Here is a 24,943-nt window from a genome sequence, read left to right as displayed (position 1 = left end):
GGAAATATAACGTAATGAAAAAAGTCGTAAAAGCAACCGCACTTTCTCTAGCATTAGCACTAACTTCATCTATGGCAATGGCTGCTGAAAATATAGCATTTATTAATGCCGGATATTTATTTCAACATCACCCGGATCGTGAAGCGGTAGCGAAGAAATTAGACAGCGAATTTAAAACGCAAGCCGATAAATTAGCTGCAAATAAAAAATCGATCGATGCTAAAATCGCTTCTTTACAAAAAGATGCGCAAAATCCTAAAAACCGTCCTTCAGAATTGAAAAAACGTGAAGATGAAATTAATAAATTAATGAAAGATCACGATGAAGAAGTTCGTAAATTTCAAGTAGAAAACGATAAACGTCAAAATGAAGAACGTGCGAAATTATTAGAAGGCATTCAAGTTGCGACTAATAATATCGCAAAAGATAAAGGTTATACTTACGTATTAGATGCAAATTCAGTTGTATTTGCCGCAGACGGTAAAGATATTACCGAAGATGTGTTAAAAGCAATCGGTGGTAAAACTGAAACAAAACCGGCGGAAGCAACTAAATAATGAGTGTTTATTCGCTTAAAGAATTAGCTGAACATATTGGTGCTACCTCAAGGGGTAACACCGATGTTGTTGTTGACAGTATTGCCCCTCTTGATAAAGCGCAAGCTAACCAATTAACTTTCATTTCCAATGCGAAATTTCGCCCTTTTTTAGCACAATCTCAAGCCGGGATTTTAGTGGTTTCTGAAGCCGATATCGAATTCTGCAGTGCTAATAGCAATCTTTTAATCACGAAAAATCCTTATGTTGCCTATGCTTTATTAGCCCAATATATGGATACGACGCCAAAAGCCGCTTCAGATATTGCATCGACCGCCGTTATTGCCAGTTCGGCAAAATTAGGTACGAATGTTTCTATCGGAGCAAATGCCGTTATTGAAGATGGCGTTGAATTGGGCGATAACGTCGTGATTGGCGCGGGTTGTTTTATTGGTAAAAATACTAAGATTGGCGCTAATACCCAGTTGTGGGCGAATGTGAGTATTTATCACGAAGTACAAATCGGTTCGGATTGTTTGATTCAGTCGGGTGCAGTAATTGGCGGCGACGGATTCGGCTATGCTAATGAACGCGGGCAATGGATTAAGATTCCGCAAACCGGTAGCGTTATTATCGGCAATCATGTGGAAATCGGCGCTTGTACTTGTATCGACCGGGGCGCGCTGGATTCTACGGTGATTGAAGATAATGTAATTATTGATAATCTTTGCCAAATTGCGCATAACGTACATATAGGTACGGGAACGGCTGTCGCCGGCGGTGTTATTATGGCTGGCAGTTTAACGGTCGGTCGCTATTGTCAGATTGGCGGTGCGAGCGTGATTAACGGCCATATGGAAATTTGCGATCAGGCAATTGTTACCGGTATGAGTATGATTCTGCGTCCGATTACCGAACCAGGTATTTACTCTTCGGGTATTCCTGCGCAAACTAATAAGGAGTGGCGTAAAACTGCGGCATTAACCTTAGATATTGATAAGATGAATAAGCGGTTAAAAGCCCTGGAAAAAAAATTAGCGGATTAAGACATTCCGGAATATTTTTATTATTAATAATCTATTGTTCTGTACCGGTTAACGCGAGAATAGAAAAAGGTTAAGGCTGTGCTTTAGCCTTTTATTTCTATTGTATGTCAATATGTTATGCGGCAAGTCTATTAAGCATTATATAAAAAAGGGTTAAGAACTTCGCGGAAGACTTAACCCTTTTTTATTAAATTTTGACTGCGCTGAAAATCAGCGTAAAATTATAAATTATTTAACCGCACTTGCAGCCATTGTTGTTCCAATGCGGAAGCATTTTTCTGTGCTTGTTGATAAGCGGCTTTAGCACCGGCTTTATCACCTTTAGCCAGTAAAATATCGCCGTTTAGAATTTGTTTACGGCTATCCCAGCTGGTATCCTTCACAAGATTTAAGCTTACCAGCGCGCCGTCAAAATCTTTTTGTTGAAATTGCACGTTAGCCAAGCGTAATGCCGCAATAGAAGCAAAAATTTCATCAGGCGCATTGTTTAACGCTTGTTTTAACGCGGTTTCCGCCTGCGAAAAATCCTGTTTTTCGACCGCAGTTTTCGCCTGCTCAAATAAAGCTAAAGCCGCATAACCGCTTTTGCCGTTTTGTGCAATAAATTCAGCCAGATTATCTTTTTGAGCCGCAGGATCTTGACGGAATTCATAAATAACCTGCTGATACTGATCCGATAATTGGTGATGTTGGCTTAATTGATAGCTTTGCCAATAACGCCAGCCAAATACGCCTGCGATTGCGATAATTACCGAAACAATAATAGTTTTGCCGTTTTCTTTCCAGAAATTTTTAATTTCATTAATTTCTTGTTCTTCTAAACTGGTATAAGCCATATATTATTCCTTAAAAGATGTTTTTAAATGATCAATAACAGCTTCTAAAGCAACGGTTTGTTGCTCTGCGCCACCTAATAAGTCTTTGACAACCACTTGCTGGTTTTGCACTTCCGATTCGCCGAGCACAAGAGCAATTTTTGCGCCGCTTTTATCTGCGCGCTTAAACTGTTTCTTAAAATTGCCGCCACTGCAATGCATCATCGTGCGTAAGTGCGGTAGTTCGGAACGCACTTTCTCTGCTAACCGGAATGCGGCGGATGCGGTATTTTCTCCGGCAAAAATCAGATAAATATCCACCGCACTTTGAGGTAGGGGAATCGCTTTATTAACTTCCTGCACTAACAGAATAAGACGCTCCAATCCCATAGCAAAACCCACACCGCAGGTAGCGTGCCCGCCGAGTTGTTCAACCAATCCGTCGTAACGACCGCCGCCGCATATCGTGCCTTGTGCGCCAAGGGCGGTGGTCACCCATTCAAACACCGTTTTGTTGTAATAATCCAATCCGCGAACTAATTTGGGATTTATTTCGTATGAGATGCCTACATTATCTAAAATTGCGCAAAGTCGGGCGAAATGCTCACGGCTGTCATCGTCTAAATAATCTAATAATTTAGGCGCATTATTTAATGCTTGCTGCAGCGCTTCGTTTTTCGTATCTAAAATCCGTAATGGGTTTTTGAGCAAGCGCTCTTTTTCTTCTTCGTTCATTAGACCCACATATTGTTGTAAAAATTCAACTAATGCGCTGCGATAGTTGGCACGGGCTTCTAATGAACCGATAGAATTAAGTTGCAAAGTGACATGTTGCTCAATGCCAAGTTCTTTCCAAAGACGAGCGGTTAAGATGATAAGTTCCGCATCGATTTCCGCGTTGGCAATACCAAAAACTTCTACCCCGGCTTGATGGAATTGGCGATAGCGTCCTTTTTGCGGACGTTCGTAACGGAACATCGGTCCCATATACCATAGGCGCTGTTCCTGATTATAAAGTAAACCGTGTTCAATACCCGCGCGTACGCAGCCTGCAGTACCTTCCGGGCGCAATGTTAAACTTTCGTTATCGCGGTCATTAAACGTAAACATTTCTTTTGATACCACATCAGTCACCTCACCGATTGCACGCGCAAATAACGGTGTGTTTTCTACGATTGGCATACGAATTTCAGAATAGCCATAGCTCGCTAAAGTCGAACGAACTTTTGATTCTACCCATTGCCATACCGGCGTTTCTGTGGGCAGGCAATCATTCATACCTCGGATTGCTTGGATTGTTTTTGCCACAATAATTTTCCTATAGTTTAAAAAAACGGTACGGTTTAAAAGTACCGGACGATGAATTATAAAATACGATTTTTCGGATCCTGAGCGGCGATTTTCGCACGGATTTTTGCTTCTAACTGATCTACAATATATTCATTGTCGAAACGCTCTTTTTGACGTTCGCCGTTAAGATAAAAGCCGCTTTTCTTGTTACCGCCGGTCACACCGAGATCCGAAACCAAAGCTTCGCCCGGGCCGTTTACCACACAGCCGATAATGGACACATCCATTGGTGTGATAATATCTTCAAGGCGTTGTTCAAGGGCGTTAACCGTACCGATTACGTCAAATTCCTGACGGGAACAGGTAGGGCAGGCAATAAAATTAATTCCTCGGGAACGAATACGCAGAGATTTTAGAATATCAAAACCTACTTTGATTTCTTCCACCGGATCCGCCGCCAGGGAGACACGCAAGGTATCGCCGATCCCCTCCGCTAAAAGCATACCCAAACCCACCGCACTTTTTACCGCACCGGCCCGCGCACCGCCGGCTTCGGTAATACCTAAGTGCAATGGTTGTTTAATTGCTTTTGCCAGTAAACGATAGGCTTCTACCGCTAAGAAAACATCCGATGCTTTTACACTGACCTTAAATTGATCAAAATTTAATCTGTCTAAAATTTCTACGTGACGTAATGCCGATTCCAATAAGGCTTCCGGTGTCGGCTCGCCATATTTTTCCTGAATATCCTTTTCTAAAGAACCCGCATTAATGCCGATTCGAATCGGGATATTCTTATCTTTGGCGCAGTCAACAACCGCACGAATGCGGTCTTCACGGCCGATATTGCCTGGATTTATACGCAAACAGTCCACACCGTATTCCGCTACTTTCAGGGCGATACGGTAATCAAAGTGAATATCGGCAACTAACGGCACTGAAGATTGTCGCTTAATTAATTTAAAAGCTTCGGCGGCTTCCATAGTCGGTACCGAAACGCGGATAATATCCGCACCGACACGTTCCAGCGCTTTAATTTGCGCAACCGTCGCCTCTACGTCGGTTGTACGAGTATTAGTCATTGATTGTACGGCGATAGGCGCATCTCCGCCTACAGGCACATTTCCTACATATATTTTAGTCGATTCGCGACGTTTGATAGTTGGTTTAAATGCTGACATTGTTAAAGTTCGTTATTGTAATTTAAATTTAGCGACACGACCGTCCACTTTTAACGGATAAGCTTCACCTTTATAAGTGATTTTAACGTTACCCGGCGCTCCGATAATAACTGAATAAGGCGAACCTTCGTTAAAGGTTAAAATTTCGCCCTGTTTATATTCTTTTTGTGCTAAGACTTTGCGTTTAGCATCTTTTACGCTGATCCAACAATTTACGCCGGTGACTTCAATCTGCAAGTCTCCTGCAGTTACGGTTGCCGGCTCCGTAGTTTCGTTATCGGTCGGCTGAGCCTGTTCCGGCTCGGTGCTGTGTTGTTGCAACATGGCTTGCGCCGTATTGGTTTGCTCCGCCGTTTGCTGAACCGGTTGAGTTTCATTAGTTACTACCGGCGTGTTGGCCACTACAGGGGCGATTTCCACACTTTCATTGGTATTCGCTTCTGGTACCGGCGTTGATGCTTCCGGTATGGTTTGAATTGCCGGGATTTCAACGACGTTGTCGCTCCGTTCAGCGGTTCTGTCTTCCGTTGCGACATAATTCTGAACTAAATTATCACGTTCGTTATTTGATTGTTGATAGTTTTCCCACCACCAAAGCGCAGTCATTCCCGCAACGAATAAAACCACTAAGGTTGTTAAATAGCCGACCCAACGACTATGAGCCGCATGGGGGTTAACCGAATGTTTAGTACGGGAATTCTTATTTAAATCGTTTTTAGGTTCTTCGGCAAAGTTCGGCATGGACGAAGTCAACAGACCATCCGGTAATTTTAGAAATTTTGCATAGTTACGCACATAACCTTTCATAAAGGTCGAGGGAATCGATTTTTGTACAAATTCATCATTTTCAATAGCCTGAATAATTGCACTACGCAAATTGAGTTTAGCGGCTACCTCATCAATGGAGATGTTTAATTTTTCGCGAGCCCGGCGTAGTTGTTCGCCAAGAGAAAGGGGGGATTGGTCTGATATTGTTTGATTGTCCATAGATAAATAGTCTATTTTTTAAAGCGAGACGGAAGTTGGTAAAGTTTAAAGTTGTATCCTTAGTTTTGCAACCTTTATTACATAGAATTCCCGAATAAAATGCCCCGGTACGGAGACATGATGAATCCTGACGAAATATTAAACGAAAAGGCTTAGTTCGATATATTTTCTAATTTGGCGGCGCGCTTGGGATCCAATTTTTCTAATTTGGTTAAATAACGTTGAAAACGCTCATTATTTTTAGCTGATAATGCACAAAGCGCCAAGTTTTCGTAGCTATCGGTTTGACGATAATAATTGGGTGATTGAAGCGCCTGTTCGAATTCGTCGTAAGCTTGTTCAAATTGTCCTTGCGAACAGAGAAAAGTGCCGTAATTGTTATGTACGTCACCCTGATTATTATCTAAATCAATGGCTTTTTGATAATGGATGCGCGCTTGTTTGACGTCACCCAGTTGTTGATAAAAATAAGCTAGTGCCGAATGGGTTAAATAATATTGAGGCGCGTGTTCCAGCGCTTTATCGAAATTTTGTTTAGCCTGATTGATATTTTGTTGATGTAAATAGGCTAAGCCTAATTCAATACGTGCTTTAGCCGCCTGTTGTTTAGCTAAATTTTCCGCATTTACCTGGGGAGACGAGCTACAGGCTGAAAGTAACAGTGAAATAAATAAGGAAAAAAGTGCGGTCAATTTTTGTTGAAATTTGAAAGTCATCATTCTTCCTTATTTATATGGCACGTTTACAAGAGTTGGAATTTATTGTAGTTGAACGTCAATGTTTTGTCCGAACTGGCGCTTTGCAGCCGTACGTTTTGTGCGATCAATAACATCTCCCGCCAGCTGGCCGCAGGCGGCATCAATATCATCGCCGCGGGTTTTACGCACGATAACGGTAAAACCGTATTCCATCAAGGTTTTTTGGAATTTGTCCACCCGCGTATTTGAACTCTTGCCATAAGGTGCTTGCGGGAACGGATTCCATGGAATCAGGTTAATTTTACAAGGTGTATTTTTTAGTACTTCAGCCAATTGATGAGCGTGTTCAATGCTGTCGTTTACATGATCCAACATAACATATTCGATGGTTACTTTGCCGTGATTGGCGTTAGACACGCTTAAATAACGGTTTACCGAATCAATTAACATTTTAATATTATATTTTTTATTAATCGGCACAATTTCATCGCGCAACTCGTCATTCGGCGCGTGCAAAGAAATTGCCAACGCTACATCGATCATGCCGCTTAAGTTATCCAATGCGGGAACTACACCGGAAGTCGATAATGTAACGCGGCGTTTTGACAAACCATAAGCGAAATCATCTAACATCAGTTCCATTGCCGGTACTACATTCGCTACATTTAGTAAAGGTTCGCCCATCCCCATCATAACTACATTGGTAATGGGGCGAATACCGGTCACGCCGAATTCGCCTATCACTTTTGATGCCCGCCATACCTGCCCGATGATTTCAGACACCGTTAGGTTACGGTTAAAACCTTGTTGCGCGGTCGAACAGAACGTACAGGCTAAAGCGCAGCCTACTTGCGATGAAACGCAAAGAGTGGCGCGATCGGCTTCAGGGATATAAACTGTTTCGATTTGCTGGTCGCCCACCTGCATCGCCCATTTGATAGTGCCGTCTGCAGAACGTTGTTCAACGGCAATTTCCGGCGCTTTGATTTCCGCTACCGCTTTTAATTTATCGCGTAATTTCTTATTAATATTGGTCATATTGTCGAAGTTATCTTCGCCAAAGTGATAGATCCATTTTACGAGTTGATCCGCTCGGAAAGGTTTTTCGCCTAATTCTTTAAAAAACTCGCGCATTTGTTGGCGGGTTAGGTTCATTAAATTAATTTTTTCAGTCATATTGCCTCTATTGTCTCGTTGTTACACCTTGTGACTTAGGGGATCCGTTTTTCGTTGACAGATCTTAATAAAGGGCGACATTCTACTGATTTATTTCTCATTAATCTATCAATTTTCCAAAACTTGCGAAATTTTAACCGCACTTTTTGCGATAGTGATTCCAATTTTTACAAAACATCATAGGAAAAGCTGTTTATGATGATAAAATTTGAACGAAATCCGGTGAAAAATGTTCACAAAAAGCGTTGATTTACAGTTTCTGCTGTGTAAGATGCAAATATTCTTTGAAGTAAATCACAAATTTATAACATTTATATTGCGTATAATTAACCAATTGCTAACTTAGTAAAGCCGTACATTGATTTGAGGGTAAACTTTATGAATACGCAAACTTCCGTTTCTCCACCGTCCATCTTCTCTAGAAATTCGCTGATTTTTATGGCGGATGTGATTATTTTTGCATTGTTATTAGCCTTTCTTCCTTTTGAGCAAAATGTGAATAAAGGTTTGGCGTTACTTGTATTTGTGGGTGTGTTATGGCTGACCGAAGCTTTAAACGTTACCGTAACCGCCGTATTAGTGCCGTTACTCGCCATTGGTTTAGGCTTAGTCACCACTAAAAATGCCTTAGTGGCATTTGCGGATCCGACTATTTTCCTGTTTTTCGGCGGTTTTGCTTTGGCAACGGCATTACACATCCAAAAATTGGATCGTTTAATTGCTAATCGTATTATGGCTTTGGCAAAAGGGAATTTATTCATTGCCGTGCTGTATTTGTTTAGTGTGACCGCATTTTTGTCAATGTGGATTAGCAATACGGCGACGGCTGCAATGATGTTACCGTTAGCAATGGGAATTTTAAGCCAATTGGATCGTGAGCGAGAGCATAATACCTATACTTTTGTTCTGTTAGGTATTGCTTATAGCGCGAGTATCGGCGGTATGGGGACATTGGTAGGCAGTCCGCCTAATGCAATTGTCGCCTCTCAGTTGCACCTGACTTTCTCCGATTGGTTATGGTACGGTATGCCGGTTATGATCATATTAATGCCTTTGATGATCGGTTGTATGTATGTTATTTTCAAACCAAGACTGAATATACGTTTTACTCAGGATTTTGAAAAAATAGAGATGACAACCCCTAGAATTATTACTTTGCTTATCTTTATTTTAACCGCCGTTTTATGGGTGTTCAGTTCCTCCGTAAATCCGATGCTTTCAGGTTTGTTAGGTTTGCCGAAAGATATTGCCAGCTTCGATAGCGTGGTTGCATTATTAGCAGCGGCTTTGATTTGTATTTCCGGCGTCGCTTCATGGAAACAGATTCAGGATAATACCGAATGGGGCGTGTTGCTGTTGTTTGGCGGCGGCTTGACTTTAAGTGCGGTATTAAAAGATTCCGGCGCGAGTAAAGTTATGGCTGACGGTATCGTATTCCTTATCCAGGGCGGACATTTTTACGTAATCGGTTTGATTGTTACCGCCTTTATTGTTTTCTTAACGGAATTTACTTCTAACACCGCAAGCGCCGCCTTATTAGTACCTATTTTTATCTCTATTGCGCAAGCATTAGGGATGCCGGAGATGGGCTTAGCGTTATTAATCGGTTTAGGTGCATCCTGTGCGTTCATGTTGCCGGTAGCCACACCGCCGAATGCCATTGTGTTTGGTACAGGTGAGGTTAAACAAAGCGATATGATTCGTGCCGGTGTTGTGCTGAATATTCTGTGTATCTTTGTTATCGGTACCATAGGTTATCTATTCTGGTTCGGTTAATGCAGAAAACTTTATAAAAACCGACCGCACTTTTATATCAGTACTCGGATGATAAAAAGGCGGGCTACTTAAGTTAGCCCGCCTTTTTATATGTTTGACTATAAACTGTCGCTCGCCAATTTTATTTCGGATGTTTATTTGTCTAAAGGTAATTTCATCGTAATACATAAGCCTTTAAGACGGCTTTTATTCGCACCGATTTCCCCGTGATGCTGTTTGATAATATTCAGTACAATGGCTAAGCCTAAACCTGTTCCGCCCGTACTACGGGTGCGTGCGGTATCCAGTCGATAGAACGGGGTAAAAATTTTGCTATATTCGCTTTCCGGTACACCGATACCGTCATCGTCAATATCAATGCGAAGATAATTATTTTCAAGTGTAAACGTCGCTTCAATAGATGTATTGGTATATTTCAGCGCGTTACGCAATATATTTTCCAGGGCACTGGCTAATGCGGAACGGTTACCGTTAATTGCATATTTTGCAACATCGGGAATCTTGCAGGTTGCTTTAAAGTGGATATTTCTTTGTTTCGCTTCAAATTTGGTATCTTCAAGTACGTCTTGCCAAATTTCGGTAATCGGAAAGCGTTCCCGTTCAAGCTCGGATTTTAATTGATTGCGGGATAGCTGTAATAGATCATTGATCATTTGATCCAAACGTTCTGCTTCCGTTTCAATACGGGTTAACTCTCTGCTTTCTCCTTGCCGGCGGCGAATTAATGCAACGGCTAACTGCAAGCGGGTTAAGGGCGTTCTTAATTCATGGGAAATAGAATAGAGTAGGGCTTGCCGGGTTGACAGTAAATTATCCAGCGACTCGGTCATTTGGTTGAGACTTTTACTTAATTGGCGTAGTTCATAAACACCGCTTTCTTCCAATTCTTTATGCAGGGTGAAATCACCTTTAGAGACAAGGCCGGCAAAATGTTGCAAACGACGTAAAGGGTGGGCAATCCGCCAGGCCAGCCACCATAATATCGGCGATGAAAACAACATAATAAGAAAGACAATCAGCGCCGGGTGGTCAAAGATAAAGTTAACGCCTTCTTTTTGTGGGTTAATCGTTTTTACAAAATACAGTAAAAAGGGTTCGTTTTCCGGTGTGTTGAGATGAACGATAAAAGGCCCGGCAAGCTGGATATTATTAAAATTTCTCACCATTGGTGCGGAAACATTGGCGGATTGCAGCACAAATTGCTGTACCGTCGGCAATTCATCGGGAAGCGCACCGATAATGCGTTTGTTGCTATCCATTAAAATAGGGCGGATTGGTGCCGTGGAATCAATGGCAAATTTAGCGGGGGCAACAAGTAATCGTGAAATTTGATTAGTGCGAATCGAGGTAACAATCTGCTTTTGATATGTTTCCAGTTGTTCGCTTGTTAAGGCGGAATAAACCCGGTTATCCAGGCTTGGAATAAAAAAGGCAAGCAATAATAATAGAGTAAAGGTAAACCAGAAAATAGCAAAAATTTGCGTTGTAATGGACTGTAAATGATTGCTAAGTTTCTCTATTATCATGACATAACCCGATGGGACTTGGGGTGGAACCCCTAGTCAGTTAATAAAATATAACCACGTCCGCGCAAGGTTTTAAACCAAGGAAAATCATCGGGTCTGGTCGGTAGTTTTTTACGTAAATTTGACATATGCATATCAATTGAACGGTCAAAAGATGTCAGGTTTTTACCTAGTGCTTCAAGACTCAATAATTCGCGAGAAAGCACTTCGCCCGGATGTTTGATTAATACGCACAATAAAGCGAATTCCGTTCCCGTTAATTCGAGATCCTGACCCTGATACATGACTTGCTGACGACCGGGATAGAGAGTCAGACCGGCAAATTCAATCGCCTTACGCTCTTCGAAAGGGGTTTCTTCTTCGCTAGATGCCGATTTGTTTAATACGGAACGGCGTAAAATCGCTTTGATTCTGGCGACTAATTCGCGATCATTAAAAGGTTTTGGTAAATAATCGTCGGCGCCCAGTTCTAAACCTAGAACGCGATCGATTTCATCACCGCGAGCCGTTAACATAAGAACGGGCGTAGTAAAATTCTGTCTTAAGCGTTTTAATGTTTCGATACCGTTTAAAACCGGCATCATGATATCAAGAAGAACTATGTCGTAGCTTTCGTCAATTTTTGCTAATGCTTCTTCGCCGTTGCATGCGATTTGAACTTCAAAACCTTCTAACGACAATAATTCCGAAAGCAATTCCGTAAGTTCCGTATCGTCGTCAACTAATAAAATTTTAGCCATGGTGAATCCTTTTTAAGGTTATTTCCAAAATTGCCACCAGCTGGTGCTTTGGGACTCTGGCATGGTGATGTTGGCATTGTTTACCACTTGTTTTTCTTGATCCGGCAAAGGTTTGTCTAAATCAAAACTTTCAACCGTACCTTGTTGGTTAAAGTTCACGGTTAAGGTGTGTTGTTCGGGTGTTTCGTAACTTCTTTGCTGTAGATAAACGTAATACCAAGTGTTTGTGCTAAACGGATCGTTTAGAACCGGCGTGCCAAGTATGTATTGCACTTGTTCGCGGGTCATACCCACTTGTAATTGAGATACCGCCGCTGATTCCAAATAATTGCCTTGCGGCACATCTACACGATACACAACTTTACTAACGGTGGAACAGGAAGTTACACTTAGCGCTAATAAAAGTGCGGTAATAATCGGTTTAATTTGCATGGTATTTACCTTTCTTTTGTGTCTTGTGGGCGAAACATTTGCTGATGATACCTAAACTTAGCGGAATTGCCAAATTAATTATGATTCTTCAAAAGCCGTTGTAATTGATCTTTTAAATTTGCCGGCAAACCGTGGATTGTTAAGGTATCCTGCATATCATCCCAATAAATTCTTTTGTCTAATAATTCGGCATCAAAACTGATTGTTACCCCTTTTCCCGAACCTGAAAATTTGGTCAGGGATTTTAGTGCGGAACGCACCGGCGGAATATTGTTTTCTAAACCGTAATCCTGTTCTGCGGCGAAATCGGCAAAAGGCTGCTGGTTTAGAGTGGGAATTGTTTCGGAAAGTTCAGTCAATTCTATCTCATCGCCGGCATTAATTTGTCCTTTGCAATAGTCGAAAACCTGTTTTTTTACCGCTTGGGATTGTTCGGCGCTTAATTCGCCCTTTTGGCAATAATCGCTGACCGCTTGCAATAAACATTGATTTTGTACTTGCGGGTTGAGTCCTTCGTCCGCACCAAGAAAATCCATAAAGAAATCGCCGATTTTACGACCGACTCGTCCCTTGATAAAGGTTAAATAACGGTTTGAATTAGCGTTGACTCGCAAATCCGTTAAATTAATACGGGCGGCGATGTCGAATTGGTTAATATTAAGATATTGGGTGCGGTGAATTTCTAATTTTTCATCAACCAGCACGCTGGCTTTACTATCCAATAAAGCAATAAACAGGTAATCGGTAGCTAAAAAATTGTACCGGCAAAGCACAAAGGTTCCGCTTTCCGCAAAGGCATATTTGGCTAATTCTGAACTCAATAATTTTGCCGCTTCATAACTAAAGGGCAGAAAATCGGTTTCCCGCTCTAACAGCCGGTTCAAACTTTGTGCAAAACGGGATTGTTCTTGAAATACGCCGTAACCTTTGGTTTTATTCTGATAAGCCTGATGGAGTTCCAGCATAAATTGTTCCGCTTCGGCGGTAATAGGCAATAATTCCTGACGTAGAACGGTTTCTAATTGTGTGTTTTGTGTCGCCGTTTCTCCGTTTTCCGTTTCATTATTGTTATTAGCCGGAATGTTCGCCGACGCAGGTTTGATAATTTGATGCAGAACAATTTGATTGACGGTAATACTCATTTTTTAATCCAAATAGGTAAATTTAAAATATTTAATAAAAATCTTGCCTAATTATAACCGCACTTTTTTAACGATAAAGCATAAAATATGCTAGGATCTAAAAAATTATCAGGTAAACTATTCATCCTTTGTGATGAATAGAATTAGAAATAAATTTGGTTGAACATGGCTATTAATTCAAAATATCAAGACAAACAAGTTGATGAAATCTTAAAAGATATAATTGAAGTCCTGGAAAAACACAAGGCGCCGGTAGATCTTTCATTAGTTGTTTTAGGCAATATGGTGACGAATTTATTAACCAGCAGTGTCGGGGCGAATCAGCGCACGGTATTGGCTCAAGCCTTTTCCGACGCCTTATTGAATTCCGTTAAAACAAAACACCACTAACTATAATCGATAGGGCTAGTGAAGAATGCAATTTATTAAAAACGGCAGACAATATCGTGAAGCAACCTCACAGAAAATCTCGTGGGGGCATTGGTTTGCTCTTTTTAATATTATTTGGGCGATTTTATTTGGTTCCCGTTATGCTTTTATTATCGATTGGCCGTCCACCCTTTGGGGAAAACTTTATTTCTTTATCAGTATTCTCGGACATTTCAGTTTCGTTGTGTTCGCCGGTTATTTGCTGATTATCTTCCCGCTCAGTTTTATTATCAAAAACGAACGTACTTTCCGCGGTTTATCGGTTATCGTTACTACAATTTGTCTGACATTACTGTTGATTGATACGGAAGTGTTTTCTCGTTTCAATCTGCATTTATCGTCCGTGGTGTGGAATTTGCTGGTCAACCCCGAAGACGGCGAGCTTTCTCGCGATTGGCAGATTTTCTTTGCGCCAATGCCGTTAATTTTGCTGGTTCAAATGCTGTATTCCCGCTGGTCCTGGAATAAGTTACGCAGCCTGGAACGGCAGAAATGGATGCGCAAAGTGGGGATTTTCTTTGTCACCATGTTTGTGGCGACCCACTTAATTTATGCTTGGGCGGACGCCTATATTTATCGCCCGATTACCATGCAGAAATCAAACTTTCCGTTATCCTACCCGATGACCGCCCGAACCTTTTTGGAAAAAAACGGCCTGCTGGATAAAACCGAATACGCGCAGACATTAGAACAGGAAGGTCGCCCCGAAGCTTTTAATATCGATTATCCTAAGCATAAATTGGCTTATATGCCGATCGAGCGGAAACCGAATATATTGCTGATTAATATTTCAGGTATGCGCTACGATTCCGTTATTGAAAGCAAAATGCCGAATTTAACCGAGTTCGCTAAACAATCCGCTCAATTTATGAATCATTACAGTACGGGTAACAATAGCAATTTAGGCTTAACCGGCTTGTTCTACGGGTTGAATGCAAGTTATACCGACAGTATTTTGCACAATAAAACGGAATCCGAGCTGTTTAAGAAATTGCAGGCGGAACATTATCAAATGGGTTTGTTTTCCGCCAACAATTTTAAAGACAGTTTATTCAGACAGGCGCTATTCCAAAAAGTGAATTTGCCGAGAATTAAAGCGGGCAATCAAAGTGCGGTAAAAAATTGGTTAATTTGGTTAAATAAAGCGCATTTAGATCAGGCTTGGTTTAGTTATTTAGACTTGGATGTGCTAACCGCAGTGCAGAATGCGGATCCGAAATCCAAAGAGGAAGAAACGGAAATTTACGATAACCAATTGGGCAATGTGGATGTTCAGCTGCAAATTGTGTTTGAGCAATTGCAGGAGCGCGGTTTATTGGATAAAACCATCGTGATTATTACCGCAGATCATGGTCATGCCTTCCAATTGTCCGATAAAGAACATATCGATTATTTTGGTTTGGATGAAATCCAAGTGCCGATGATTATCCGTTGGAATGCATTGCTGAACGAACAGCAAAGCAAATTAACCAGCCATGTGGATCTGGTGCCGACTCTAATGCAGAATGTCTTTAAAGTGGAAAATCCGATTACCGATTACGCCCAAGGAGAAAGCCTGATAAATATTTCGCGCAAGGCGGATTGGATATTGGTCGGCAATTATCGCTGGAATGTCATCATTAGCCCTAATGGCAACCAATATCATATTGATCGTAAAGGACAATACCAGAAATATAATGTGGATTATGAAAAAGAATCCTCATTACGTCCGCCGCTGGGCTTATTCCTGGAAGTCTTTACTCAAAGCCGTTCGTTTATGGCGAAGTAATTATGGTCAACATATAAGTTTTAAACCGATAGCCAAAACCGATTATATTTTTGTAATATAACAATTTATACTATCCAGCTAGTACCAACTAAGGACTAGATAACAATGTTATTAATCAAAAATCAGAGAATTTTTCATAACATTCTTTTCAAAACAGTCGGTGTGCGTTCTTGCCCATTGATTGCTCTTCTTTTTTCAATTAATAATTCATTTGTTTTGTTTAATCCTATCCATTTTCAATCAATTCAAATAGCATTACGGAGTAATCATGAAGAATCATGTTCGCAGTTTTAAAACTTACATAAGAGATGAGATTATCAAAAAAGGCGGTTGGGTTAACGCACATGCCCATGCCGACCGCGCGTTCACCATGACCCCGGAAAAAATTCATATTTATCATAATAGTAATTTACAGCAAAAATGGGATTTGGTGGACGAGGTAAAACGCACTTCAAGTGTGGAATATTATTACGCTCGTTTTTGTCAGTCTATCGAATTAATGATTTCTCAAGGCGTAACGGCATTCGGTACCTTTGTAGATATCGATCCGATTTGCGAAGATCGGGCAATTATTGCGGCGCATAAAGCCCGTGACGTGTATAAAAACGATATTATTCTTAAATTTGCGAATCAAACTTTAAAAGGCGTGATTGAACCTACGGCTCGCAAATGGTTTGATATCGGTTCGGAAATGGTGGATATGATTGGCGGGCTTCCTTATCGTGACGAATTAGACTATGGTCGGGGTCTGGAAGCAATGGATATTTTATTGGATAAAGCGAAATCGTTGGGTATTATGTGCCATGTTCACGTTGACCAATTCAACACGCCGAAAGAAAAAGAAACCGAGCAACTCTGTGATAAAACCATTGAACACGGCATGCAGGGGCGCGTGGTGGCGATTCACGGTATTTCTATCGGTGCACATTCAAGAGAATATCGCTATGAACTTTACAAAAAAATGCGTGAAGCTCAGATGATGATAATCGCCTGCCCGATGGCATGGATTGATAGTAACCGTAAAGAAGAATTAATGCCGTTCCATAATGCTTTAACGCCTGCCGATGAAATGATTCCGGAAGGTATTACGGTCGCCTTAGGTACGGATAATATCTGCGATTATATGGTGCCGTTGTGCGAAGGCGATATGTGGCAGGAACTGAGCTTGCTTGCGGCAGGTTGCCGTTTCCCTAATTTGGATGAAATGGTGAATATCGCCAGCATTAACGGACGTAAAGTCTTAGGATTGGATCGCTAGACTTTCAAAATTCGGCTGAACATTCGCCGGTGTTTATTGTCAAAAAGTACGTGTCGGGCGTACTTTTTTATTGGAGGTTTTGCGATGGATAAAATGGTCATCTGGCTGTTGGCATTAATTATTGCCGCGCCGGTTTTAGTATTAGCCGTTTCCCCCACGTTAAATAAAATGGGTAATCAAGTAGGAAATATGGGCAATAATAACAGTGCGGCTTTCAGCCAGCAAGGTAATTCGGTGCACGGACAGGACGGTTCGATTTATAATCGGGTAGGTAATACCACATACAGTAACAAAGGCACGGTATATTACAACACCGGTGAACATACTTATGCCAGTGACGGTTCTTATTGCACAAAAATCGGCGCCGTTACCCAATGTAACAAACCGACTAAATAATAAGCAAAACGGCACTTTAAACTGAAAGTGCCGTTTTTGTTATTTTTGTTAAAAGTGCGGTCAAAAAAGTGAGAAATTTTAATTAAGCCGCCACCACATCCAGTAATTCATTAAATTTCTTAATGCTGTAAGTCGGTGCAATATCACTATCGTTGGCTTTGTCATAACTTAACCAACAAGTATCCAAGCCGGCGTTCTTTCCGCCTAAAATATCCGAATGTAAGTTATCGCCTACCATTAACACCTGGCTTTTATCTTCAATGTCCGCCTGTTGTAAACTATGCTCGAAGATTCGGGCGTCCGGTTTGGCTATGCCGAGTTCTTGCGAAATAGTAATAAACTGGAAATATTGTGCTAAACCGGTTCTTTGCAGACGAAGATGTTGCAAGGCGGTAAAGCCGTTTGTAATAATTGCCAGTTTTGCCTGTTTTTCCAGGGTGTGAATGGTTTCGCTTACACAGATCCGCGAGCGCAAGCATATAATCTTGATTAATTTCGACCGCACTTTTGCCTAACTTTTGCTCCCAAGGCTCAAACCGGATAGTTTGAATCTGTTCCGCACTGATTTCCGCATTTTGATATTTTACCCAAAGAGGTTTATTGACTTTCTCGTATTGAGTAAAATCCTGCTCGTTAAATTTTAACCCGTTATCGGCGAACAACTTTTGTAGCCCGGCAAAAGCATTAAAGGAAAAAAGGGTTTCGTCGGCATCAAAAAAGATCCATTGGTATTTCATTGTAAGTGTTCCATTTTTATTCGTAATTCGTCCGCATTATGACAGGTTTTAATATAGTCAAACAGCATAGTAGCCTGCGGATATTCTTTTTTTAAATATTGCAGCCATTGTTTAATGCGAGCCACATGATAAAAACCTGTGTCATGAATATTTTCTAAATGAGCGTATTTTTGCAAAATCCGTATCACTTTATGCCACGGCAATTTTTCTTCGTTACGTTTGACCACCCGGCTTAAATTAGGAATATTTAACGCACCGCGCCCAATCATTAAATCTTCGCATCCCGTTACCGCAAGGCAATTTTGTCCGTCTTGCCAGTTCCAGATTTCACCGTTGGCAATTACCGGAATAGCGAGTTTTCGGCGCAATTCACCGATTTTTTCCCAGTTGATTCGTTCCGCTTTGTAACCGTCGGCCTTTGTTCGTCCGTGAATAGTGATTTCATTCGCCCCGCCTTGTTGAACGGCATCGGCAATATCAAAGGCGAAGTCGGCGGAATCCCAGCCCAGGCGCACTTTTACGCTGACCGGCAAATGTTTAGGTACGGCGGTTCGAATGGCTCGGGTCGCCTGATAAATTAATTCCGGTTGTTTTAATAAAGAGGCGCCGCCATGACTGCCGTTTACCGTTTTTGACGGACAACCGCAGTTAAGATCGACGCCGAAAGACCCTAATTCAACGGCGCGCACCGCATTTTCCGCCAGCCATTCGGGAAATTGACCGAGAAGTTGGACTCGTATAGGCGTGCCGGTGGTTGTTTTGCCGGCATTTTTCAGTTCGGGGCAAAGGCGATAAAACACTTTTTCCGGTAGCAGTTGGTCAACTACTCGCACGAATTCGGAAATACAGAGATCGTAATCATTGACTTCAGTAAGCAGTTGGCGCACAAAAGCGTCCAGCACGCCTTGCATAGGAGCTAAAATAACACGCATTATGAATACTTTTTATCCGGGCGAATAAAATAAAACAAGAGCAGGGCGGTTAATGCGCCCAGGGTATCGGCAAGAATATCTTTTTGCGCATCCCACACATCGCCTTGCGAGCCCAAGAAGGCAATGCCTTCCTGACCGCCTGCGATAACCGCGTATTGCCATTCAATCAACTCATAACCGGCGGCAACCGACATGATAAAAAACAGGCTGAAAAATCCGGCGACAATAGGGCCGGTCAGTTTACGGCGTAATAAAAATTCCGCCATAGGGAAGCTATAAAAACCGATGATGTAATGGGCGACACGGTCAAAATGGTTACGCCCTTCGCCTAACCAGCCGGCAAGTAAATCGCTTCCCCATTTAAAAGGCACCAGTTCAAAAGTGTAATGGGCGCCGATTAAATGCAAAATCAACCAAAGAGACATACAAAAATAAGCCGGATTGCTGAATTGAAACCAAGGATAAGTGACAATCAACAGCATAAATACCGCGAAAACCGGCACTACTTCCGCATACCACACTGCGCGGGAGACCGGCTCAACCGCAGACCAAATTGCGAGCAGGCTGATAAATACGGCTAACAACAACGGAAAAGGGCGCAAGGGAAATGCCATTATTTCCAACCTTTCACTTTGCAGATTAAATCGTAAGCCGCCTGGATTTGTTGCGCTTTTTCTTTTGCCATTTCCATCATTTCTTTCGGTAGTCCTTTCGCTACAAGTTTGTCCGGGTGATGTTCGTTCATTAAACGACGATAAGCGCGTTTTACCGTTTGTTGGTTATCGCCGGCGTTAACGCCCAGCACTTTGTAGGCGTCTTCTACCGTAGGGCCTGACGAAGTGCGGTAGGAATTTTGATAATTTTCTTGATTATATTGTTGGTGACTTTGTTGCTGATATTGCTGTTGACGGTAGAATCCGCCTTGGGTAAATTGGCGGGCGGCCATTTCCATGGCTAACATTTGATCAAATTGGAATCGGGAAAGACCGAGTTCTTCGGCAATCACAAAAAGCAATTCTTTTTCATTATTATGCAAGTTGGAATCGGCAAACGCGGCCTGTACCTGAATATGTAAAAACATACGTAGTAAATCGGCGCGCTGACCGCAGCCTATACGGAATTCACGAATTACTTCGCGTACCGGGAAATCCGCTTCTTTACCGCGGTTAAAAGCATTTTGCGCAAGTTGGCGGTTGGCGACATCCAATTGCATTTGGCTCATTAGATTGTTCGCCAGCTGAATATCTTCTTCGGTAACTCGCCCTTTGGCTTTGCTTAAATGCCCCAATACGGCGAAGGTAGTTTGCATGAATAGTGACTGGCGGGTAATTTTTTTGCTAAAAAATGATGAATTTACGCTACCTAATTCATATAATTTTTTATCCGCGATATGGCCTAAAATAAGCCCGGCGATACCACCGAACAGTCCGCCGAAACGGTAACCGATAATAAAACCTAGGATTTTCCCAATAAAATTCATTGTGCGCTCCATGAGTAAAAAATAATGGGCTTAGTTTACCCGATTAATAGGGCTTAGTGAATGAAATATCTGCAAAATGCGGGGACAAGAAAAAAGTGCGGTAAAAAATCCGGAAATTTTTACCGCACTTTTGAACAATTAAGCCTGATCGCCTAACAATACGCTTTCTAAAGCGATTTCGATCATATCGTTGAAGGTTAATTGGCGTTCTTCCGAAGAAGTTTGTTCGCCGGTGCGTATATGGTCGGATACGGTACAGATGCTTAATGCTTTCGCACCAAATTCGGCGGCAACGCCGTAAATGCCGGCGGCTTCCATTTCCACCCCTAAAATGCCGTATTTTTCCATGACGTCGAACATTTCCACATCTGGCGTATAAAATAAATCCGCAGAGAACAGATTGCCCACGCGATAATTGATGCCCTTGGCTTTTGCCGCTTGCACCGCCGCTTGAGTCATATCGAAATCCGCAATTGCGGCAAAATCGTTATCTTTAAAACGAATGCGGTTTACTTTGGAATCCGTACAGGCGCCTAAACCGATGATTACGTCGCGCACTTTAACGTCATTACGAACGGCACCGCATGAGCCTACGCGGATAATTTTTTTCACGCCGTATTCGGTAATTAACTCTTTTGTATAAATAGAACAAGACGGAATTCCCATACCGTGCCCCATTACGGAAACGGGGCGACCTTTGTAAGTTCCGGTGTAACCAAGCATATTACGTACATTGGTGACTTCTTTTGCGTTTTCCAAGAAAGTTTCGGCGATATATTTTGCTCGCAGTGGATCGCCCGGCATTAAAACAACATCAGCGAAAGCACCTTCAGGCGCATTAATATGTGGAGTCATAGAAGTTTCCTCTTTTGGTCAGCGTTTATTTTTTAAGCAAACGTTTTCTTTTGATTAAAACAACAACACCACGACTTACTCGTGGTGTTGAGAATTACGGGCAATTTAAAAATCCGGTAAATTATACCGCACTTTTAACGCAAATTTAATATTAGCCTAACGCAACACCGCTTAATTCGATAAATAAGCCCGCTAAGGTTGCACTCATTAAGTTGGCAAGAGAACCGGCAATAACCGCTTTTATACCAAGGCGTGCGATATCGCCGCGACGATTCGGCGCCATGGCGCCCAAGCCGCCGATTAAAATAGCGATCGAACTGAAGTTGGCAAAACCGCATAAAGCGAAAGTGATAACGGCTTTTGTTTTATCGCCTAATACCATTGGGGTTTCAGGCGTTAAGTATTTGGTGAATTCCAAATAACCGACAAATTCGTTAATGGCAAGTTTTGTACCAATCATTTGACCTGCAACGCCGGCCTCTTCCCAAGGTACGCCGATTAACCAGGCTAGCGGACGGAAAATCCAACCGAAAATTTCACCTAATGATAATTCGGGCATGCCGAACCAAGCGCCGACACCGCCTAAAATACCGTTGATTAAAGCGATTAACGCCACAAAAGCAATTAACATCGCACCTACGTTGAGGGCTAATTGTAAACCCGATGAGGCGCCGCCCGCTGCTGCATCTAAAATATTTGCCGGTTTTTCAAGTTCGACATGTTCGATGGCATCGTCAAATTTTTCTGTTTGCGGCACTAGAATTTTCGCAAACAATAAACCCGCAGGCGCCGCCATAAATGAAGCGGCGATTAAATAAGTCAACGGCACGCCCATACCGGCATAACCCGCCATAACGGAACCGGCGATAGAGGCTAAACCGCCGCACATTACCGCGAATAATTCGGATTCGGTCATGCGGCTGATATAAGGTTTAACGATTAAAGGTGCTTCGGTTTGACCCACGAAAATGTTAGCTGCCGCCGACATAGATTCGGATTTTGATGTACCGAGCAATTTCTGCAATGCGCCGCCGATGATTTTAATCACCCATTGCATAACGCCGATATAGTAAAGCAGGGAAATTAATGCGGAGAAGAAGACGATACTCGGTAACACACGCACGGCGAAAATAAAACCGTCGCCGCCGAATACCTCAAAGATTTTATCGCCGGCTAAACCGCCGAACACGAATTTAATCCCTTCGTTACCGTAAGAAATTACTTTTGCTACGCCGTTTGCCATCGAAAGTAAAATATCCCGACCTGCCGGCACGTATAAAATAAATGCGCCGATTAAGATTTGAATTAATAACGCTCCCCCTACAGTGCGGAAATTAATTGCTTTGCGATTGCTCGAAAGAGAATAAGCAATGGCTAATAACACAAAAATACCCAGAAGGCTGGTTAACATGCTCATATAGAACCTCAGAATGAATTAAAATTATAGAGATTAGAAAATCCCCGCTACTATACTGATTTTTAGTTAAAAAATCTTGTGGAAAAGCGTAAAAATGCGAGTTAAATCATTTTTTCTAAGAATTTTTATCCTCTTTTAGTATATATTATGCGTTTAATTTCATTTTATTTTCGATTTCCTTAAATTATGATAATCCCAATCGAATTGGATAAGCGCTTATTTATATGTCAAAAAAACATCAAATTCTTCCTCAAACCCGCTGGACGGCAACCTCGTTTTGGTCTCTGGAATTCAGATCTCTTAGCGTTTTGCTGCTCTCTTTTGTGATTGTGGGAATCGGGGACGGATTGCTGCTGTTATCCAATTTGGGGTCGGCGCCCTGGACCATTCTTTCGCAAGGCGTGGCTTTGCAGGGCGGATTCGGTGTGGGCTGGGCTTCGCTGTTGATCAGTATCATGGTTATGCTCGCCTGGTTTCCGCTAAAATTAAAACTGGGTCTCGGCACTTTGCTGAATATTCTCGTGATCGCTTTATTTCTCGGCATTACCACCGCTTATGTTCCCGCGCCTACAAGCTTGCTCGGACGTTTGGTTTTTGTTTTTATCGGCGTGTTTTGTTTTGGTGTCGGCACCGCATTTTATTTAACCTGCCACCAAGGAGCCGGTCCCAGAGACGGCTTAATGGTGGGGCTTTGCCAGCGTTTTCACTGGCGAATCGGCATTGTGCGTACCAGTATTGAAGTAACGGTTTGCCTGTTAGGTTTTCTGTTAGGCGGCACGGTGGGGATTGGTACTGTAGTTTTTGCCTTATCAATCGGTTGGGTCGTGCAACTTTCGTTGATGGTGATTAACCGTTCGCCTTGTTTGTTAGATAATACTTAATATTTTTAATAAGTTAGAAAAAATCGCTTTTTTGACCGCACTTTTTAGTACTTGGCAGACCGCTATCGAATCCTTGTTATCCGCCGATAATTTTCTTTGTTTTATACTTGTCTTTCTTAAATGTACTACTATAATAGTTCAAAAAGTTATTTAACATGGAAAACCTTTATGGAAAAATCTATGAAAAACAAAAAACAACCTTCTTTGCTTGGCGGCGCAATGATTATTGCCGGCGGAACAATCGGTGCGGGAATGTTAGCCAACCCGATTTCAACCGCCGGCGTATGGTTTTTAGGATCATTATTAATTCTAATCTATACCTGGTTTTGCATGATGTCATCGGGCTTGATGTTGTTAGAAGCCAATTTGCATTATCCCACGGGCTCAAGTTTTGACACCATCGTAAAAGATCTGCTCGGGAAGGGATGGAATATCTTAAACGGCCTGTCGCTGGCGTTTGTGCTGTATATTTTAACCTATGCTTACATTACTTCCGGCGGTGGGATTACAGAGGGTTTCCTTAATCAGTTATTGAGTTCCGAACAAAGTGCGGTAGAAATCGGCAGATCTTCCGGATCATTAATTTTTACCTTTGTGCTTGCCGTTTTTGTATGGTTTTCCACAAAAGCCGTGGATCGCTTTAGTACGATACTCATTGGCGGTATGGTTATTTCTTTCTTCCTTTCCGTATCGGGATTGATTTCATCCGCTAATGCCGATGTACTGCTTAACTCGGCAACTTCGCAGGATACTCAATATTTGCCTTATGCTTTAGTGGCTCTGCCGGTATGCCTGGTTTCCTTCGGATTTCATCAAAACGTGCCAAGTCTGGTTAAGTACTATAATCGTGATGCGGGCAAGGTTTCGAAATCCGTTTTTGTCGGCACATTTATTGCACTGATTATCTATATTTTGTGGCAATTAGCAATTCAAGGGAATTTACCGCGTGCGGAATTTGTTCCGGTTATTGAAAAAGGCGGTGATATTGCGGCATTACTTGCGGCATTAAGTAAATATATTCAAACGGATTATATCGCTCTGGCGTTGAACTTCTTTGCTTATATGGCAATAGCCAGTTCATTTTTAGGCGTGACCTTGGGTTTATTCGATTATATTGCGGATCTTTGCGGTTTTGACGACAGCAAAGCCGGCAGAACGAAAACGGCATTAGCGACTTTTTTGCCGCCATTATTACTCAGTTTGCAATTCCCTTACGGTTTCGTTATCGCCATTGGTTACGCGGGGCTGGCGGCAACGATTTGGGCGGCTATCGTGCCGGCATTGTTGGCGAAAGCGAGCCGGAAAAAATTCAACAAACCTTCTTATAGTTGCTTCGGCGGTAATTTAATGGTGTATTTCATTATTATTTTCGGCGTGTTAAATATCCTGTCCCAGCTTGCTATGCAGTTCGGCTGGTTACCGGAATTTAAAGGTTAAATCACCCG

At 42.1% G+C, this 24,943-nt stretch carries 25 protein-coding genes; 9 read left to right on the top strand and 16 right to left on the bottom strand.

The features are described 5' to 3' along the window. Positions 1–14: 14 nt before the first annotated feature. Positions 15–557 (top strand): OmpH family outer membrane protein, encoded by a 543-nt coding sequence (locus tag MS_RS08790; protein ID WP_011201083.1) that lies wholly within the window; start codon positions 15–17, stop codon positions 555–557. After that, positions 557–1,582, top strand: a complete 1,026-nt coding sequence (gene lpxD / locus MS_RS08785) for a UDP-3-O-(3-hydroxymyristoyl)glucosamine N-acyltransferase (protein ID WP_011201082.1) — start codon at positions 557–559, stop codon at positions 1,580–1,582. Before MS_RS08790 ends, lpxD begins: the two co-directional genes overlap by 1 nt. 221 nt (positions 1,583–1,803) lie before the next feature. Here the strand turns inward: lpxD and MS_RS08780 are convergent, their stop codons facing one another. The 6 genes from MS_RS08780 to MS_RS08755 all read right to left on the bottom strand — a co-directional run bounded on the left by MS_RS08780 (position 1,804) and on the right by MS_RS08755 (position 7,729). Continuing rightward, positions 1,804–2,418: a YfgM family protein gene (locus MS_RS08780; RefSeq protein ID WP_011201081.1), complete on the bottom strand. Its 615-nt coding sequence runs from the start codon at positions 2,416–2,418 to the stop codon at positions 1,804–1,806. 3 nt (positions 2,419–2,421) lie between these two features. Beyond that, positions 2,422–3,705: a histidine--tRNA ligase gene (gene hisS, locus MS_RS08775; RefSeq protein WP_011201080.1), complete on the bottom strand. Its 1,284-nt coding sequence runs from the start codon at positions 3,703–3,705 to the stop codon at positions 2,422–2,424. A 56-nt stretch (positions 3,706–3,761) separates the two neighbouring features. Continuing rightward, a complete protein-coding gene (gene ispG / locus MS_RS08770) occupies positions 3,762–4,868 on the bottom strand; it encodes a flavodoxin-dependent (E)-4-hydroxy-3-methylbut-2-enyl-diphosphate synthase (RefSeq protein WP_011201079.1) in 1,107 nt (368 codons plus the stop codon). A gap of 12 nt (positions 4,869–4,880) precedes the next feature. Continuing rightward, positions 4,881–5,855, bottom strand: coding sequence for a RodZ domain-containing protein (locus MS_RS08765; protein ID WP_011201078.1), 975 nt, complete (start codon positions 5,853–5,855; stop codon positions 4,881–4,883). Positions 5,856–6,007: 152 nt separating this feature from the next. Beyond that, complete coding sequence (gene pilW, locus MS_RS08760; protein WP_041640008.1) at positions 6,008–6,571, bottom strand: type IV pilus biogenesis/stability protein PilW; 564 nt, start codon at positions 6,569–6,571, stop codon at positions 6,008–6,010. A gap of 42 nt (positions 6,572–6,613) precedes the next feature. Next, positions 6,614–7,729: a bifunctional tRNA (adenosine(37)-C2)-methyltransferase TrmG/ribosomal RNA large subunit methyltransferase RlmN gene (locus MS_RS08755; RefSeq protein ID WP_011201076.1), complete on the bottom strand. Its 1,116-nt coding sequence runs from the start codon at positions 7,727–7,729 to the stop codon at positions 6,614–6,616. Positions 7,730–8,107: 378 nt separating this feature from the next. Between MS_RS08755 and MS_RS08750 the strand changes: the two genes are divergently transcribed. After that, the gene (locus MS_RS08750; RefSeq protein ID WP_041640006.1) at positions 8,108–9,505 is read left to right on the top strand and encodes a DASS family sodium-coupled anion symporter; all 1,398 of its coding nucleotides are present in this window, start codon (positions 8,108–8,110) and stop codon (positions 9,503–9,505) included. Between the two features lie 134 nt (positions 9,506–9,639). Here MS_RS08750 and cpxA read toward each other — a convergent pair whose 3' ends face one another. The 4 genes from cpxA to yejK form a co-directional block, all read right to left on the bottom strand. Further along, positions 9,640–11,031 carry an envelope stress sensor histidine kinase CpxA gene (gene cpxA / locus MS_RS08745; protein ID WP_011201074.1) on the bottom strand — a complete coding sequence of 464 codons (1,392 nt, stop codon included), beginning with the start codon at positions 11,029–11,031 and terminating at the stop codon, positions 9,640–9,642. A 32-nt stretch (positions 11,032–11,063) separates the two neighbouring features. Next, positions 11,064–11,771 (bottom strand): envelope stress response regulator transcription factor CpxR, encoded by a 708-nt coding sequence (gene cpxR / locus MS_RS08740; protein WP_011201073.1) that lies wholly within the window; start codon positions 11,769–11,771, stop codon positions 11,064–11,066. An 18-nt stretch (positions 11,772–11,789) separates the two neighbouring features. Further along, entirely contained in the window at positions 11,790–12,203 is a 414-nt protein-coding gene (gene bamE, locus MS_RS08735) for an outer membrane protein assembly factor BamE (RefSeq protein WP_011201072.1), read from the bottom strand. Between the two features lie 74 nt (positions 12,204–12,277). Then, positions 12,278–13,345 (bottom strand): nucleoid-associated protein YejK, encoded by a 1,068-nt coding sequence (gene yejK, locus MS_RS08730; protein WP_011201071.1) that lies wholly within the window; start codon positions 13,343–13,345, stop codon positions 12,278–12,280. A gap of 165 nt (positions 13,346–13,510) precedes the next feature. On the opposite strand from yejK, the gene MS_RS08725 reads away from it, so the two are divergent. The 4 genes from MS_RS08725 to MS_RS08710 all read left to right on the top strand — a co-directional run bounded on the left by MS_RS08725 (position 13,511) and on the right by MS_RS08710 (position 17,196). Continuing rightward, positions 13,511–13,735: a YejL family protein gene (locus MS_RS08725; protein WP_041640004.1), complete on the top strand. Its 225-nt coding sequence runs from the start codon at positions 13,511–13,513 to the stop codon at positions 13,733–13,735. A 25-nt stretch (positions 13,736–13,760) separates the two neighbouring features. After that, positions 13,761–15,542, top strand: coding sequence for a DUF3413 domain-containing protein (locus MS_RS08720; protein WP_011201069.1), 1,782 nt, complete (start codon positions 13,761–13,763; stop codon positions 15,540–15,542). Between the two features lie 268 nt (positions 15,543–15,810). Next, entirely contained in the window at positions 15,811–16,800 is a 990-nt protein-coding gene (locus MS_RS08715; RefSeq protein WP_011201068.1) for an amidohydrolase family protein, read from the top strand. An 84-nt stretch (positions 16,801–16,884) separates the two neighbouring features. After that, the gene (locus MS_RS08710) at positions 16,885–17,196 is read left to right on the top strand and encodes a hypothetical protein (protein ID WP_226977682.1); all 312 of its coding nucleotides are present in this window, start codon (positions 16,885–16,887) and stop codon (positions 17,194–17,196) included. Between the two features lie 82 nt (positions 17,197–17,278). Here the strand turns inward: MS_RS08710 and MS_RS11230 are convergent, their stop codons facing one another. The 6 genes from MS_RS11230 to MS_RS08680 form a co-directional block, all read right to left on the bottom strand. Beyond that, complete coding sequence (locus MS_RS11230) at positions 17,279–17,671, bottom strand: HAD-IA family hydrolase (RefSeq protein ID WP_226977681.1); 393 nt, start codon at positions 17,669–17,671, stop codon at positions 17,279–17,281. 258 nt (positions 17,672–17,929) lie between these two features. After that, positions 17,930–18,865, bottom strand: a complete 936-nt coding sequence (gene dusC, locus MS_RS08700) for a tRNA dihydrouridine(16) synthase DusC (protein ID WP_011201064.1) — start codon at positions 18,863–18,865, stop codon at positions 17,930–17,932. After that, positions 18,865–19,479: a DUF2238 domain-containing protein gene (locus MS_RS08695; RefSeq protein WP_041640002.1), complete on the bottom strand. Its 615-nt coding sequence runs from the start codon at positions 19,477–19,479 to the stop codon at positions 18,865–18,867. The genes dusC and MS_RS08695 overlap by 1 nt, the downstream gene beginning before the upstream one ends. Then, positions 19,479–20,345, bottom strand: a complete 867-nt coding sequence (gene djlA / locus MS_RS08690) for a co-chaperone DjlA (protein WP_011201062.1) — start codon at positions 20,343–20,345, stop codon at positions 19,479–19,481. Before djlA ends, MS_RS08695 begins: the two co-directional genes overlap by 1 nt. Positions 20,346–20,483: 138 nt before the next feature. Further along, positions 20,484–21,200 (bottom strand): purine-nucleoside phosphorylase, encoded by a 717-nt coding sequence (deoD, locus tag MS_RS08685; RefSeq protein ID WP_011201059.1) that lies wholly within the window; start codon positions 21,198–21,200, stop codon positions 20,484–20,486. Positions 21,201–21,351: 151 nt separating this feature from the next. After that, positions 21,352–22,617 carry a NupC/NupG family nucleoside CNT transporter gene (locus tag MS_RS08680; RefSeq protein WP_011201057.1) on the bottom strand — a complete coding sequence of 422 codons (1,266 nt, stop codon included), beginning with the start codon at positions 22,615–22,617 and terminating at the stop codon, positions 21,352–21,354. Positions 22,618–22,841: 224 nt separating this feature from the next. Here MS_RS08680 and MS_RS08675 point away from each other — a divergent pair, with 224 nt between their 5' ends. Next, positions 22,842–23,498, top strand: a complete 657-nt coding sequence (locus MS_RS08675; protein ID WP_011201056.1) for a YczE/YyaS/YitT family protein — start codon at positions 22,842–22,844, stop codon at positions 23,496–23,498. 180 nt (positions 23,499–23,678) lie between these two features. Further along, positions 23,679–24,935, top strand: coding sequence for a tryptophan permease (gene mtr, locus MS_RS08670; protein ID WP_041640235.1), 1,257 nt, complete (start codon positions 23,679–23,681; stop codon positions 24,933–24,935). Positions 24,936–24,943 lie beyond the last annotated feature (8 nt).

Source organism: [Mannheimia] succiniciproducens MBEL55E, assembly GCF_000007745.1.
Lineage (GTDB): Bacteria > Pseudomonadota > Gammaproteobacteria > Enterobacterales > Pasteurellaceae > Basfia > Basfia succiniciproducens.
Note: the sequence above shows the minus strand (reverse complement) of the source record. Positions and strands in the feature narration are given on the sequence as shown.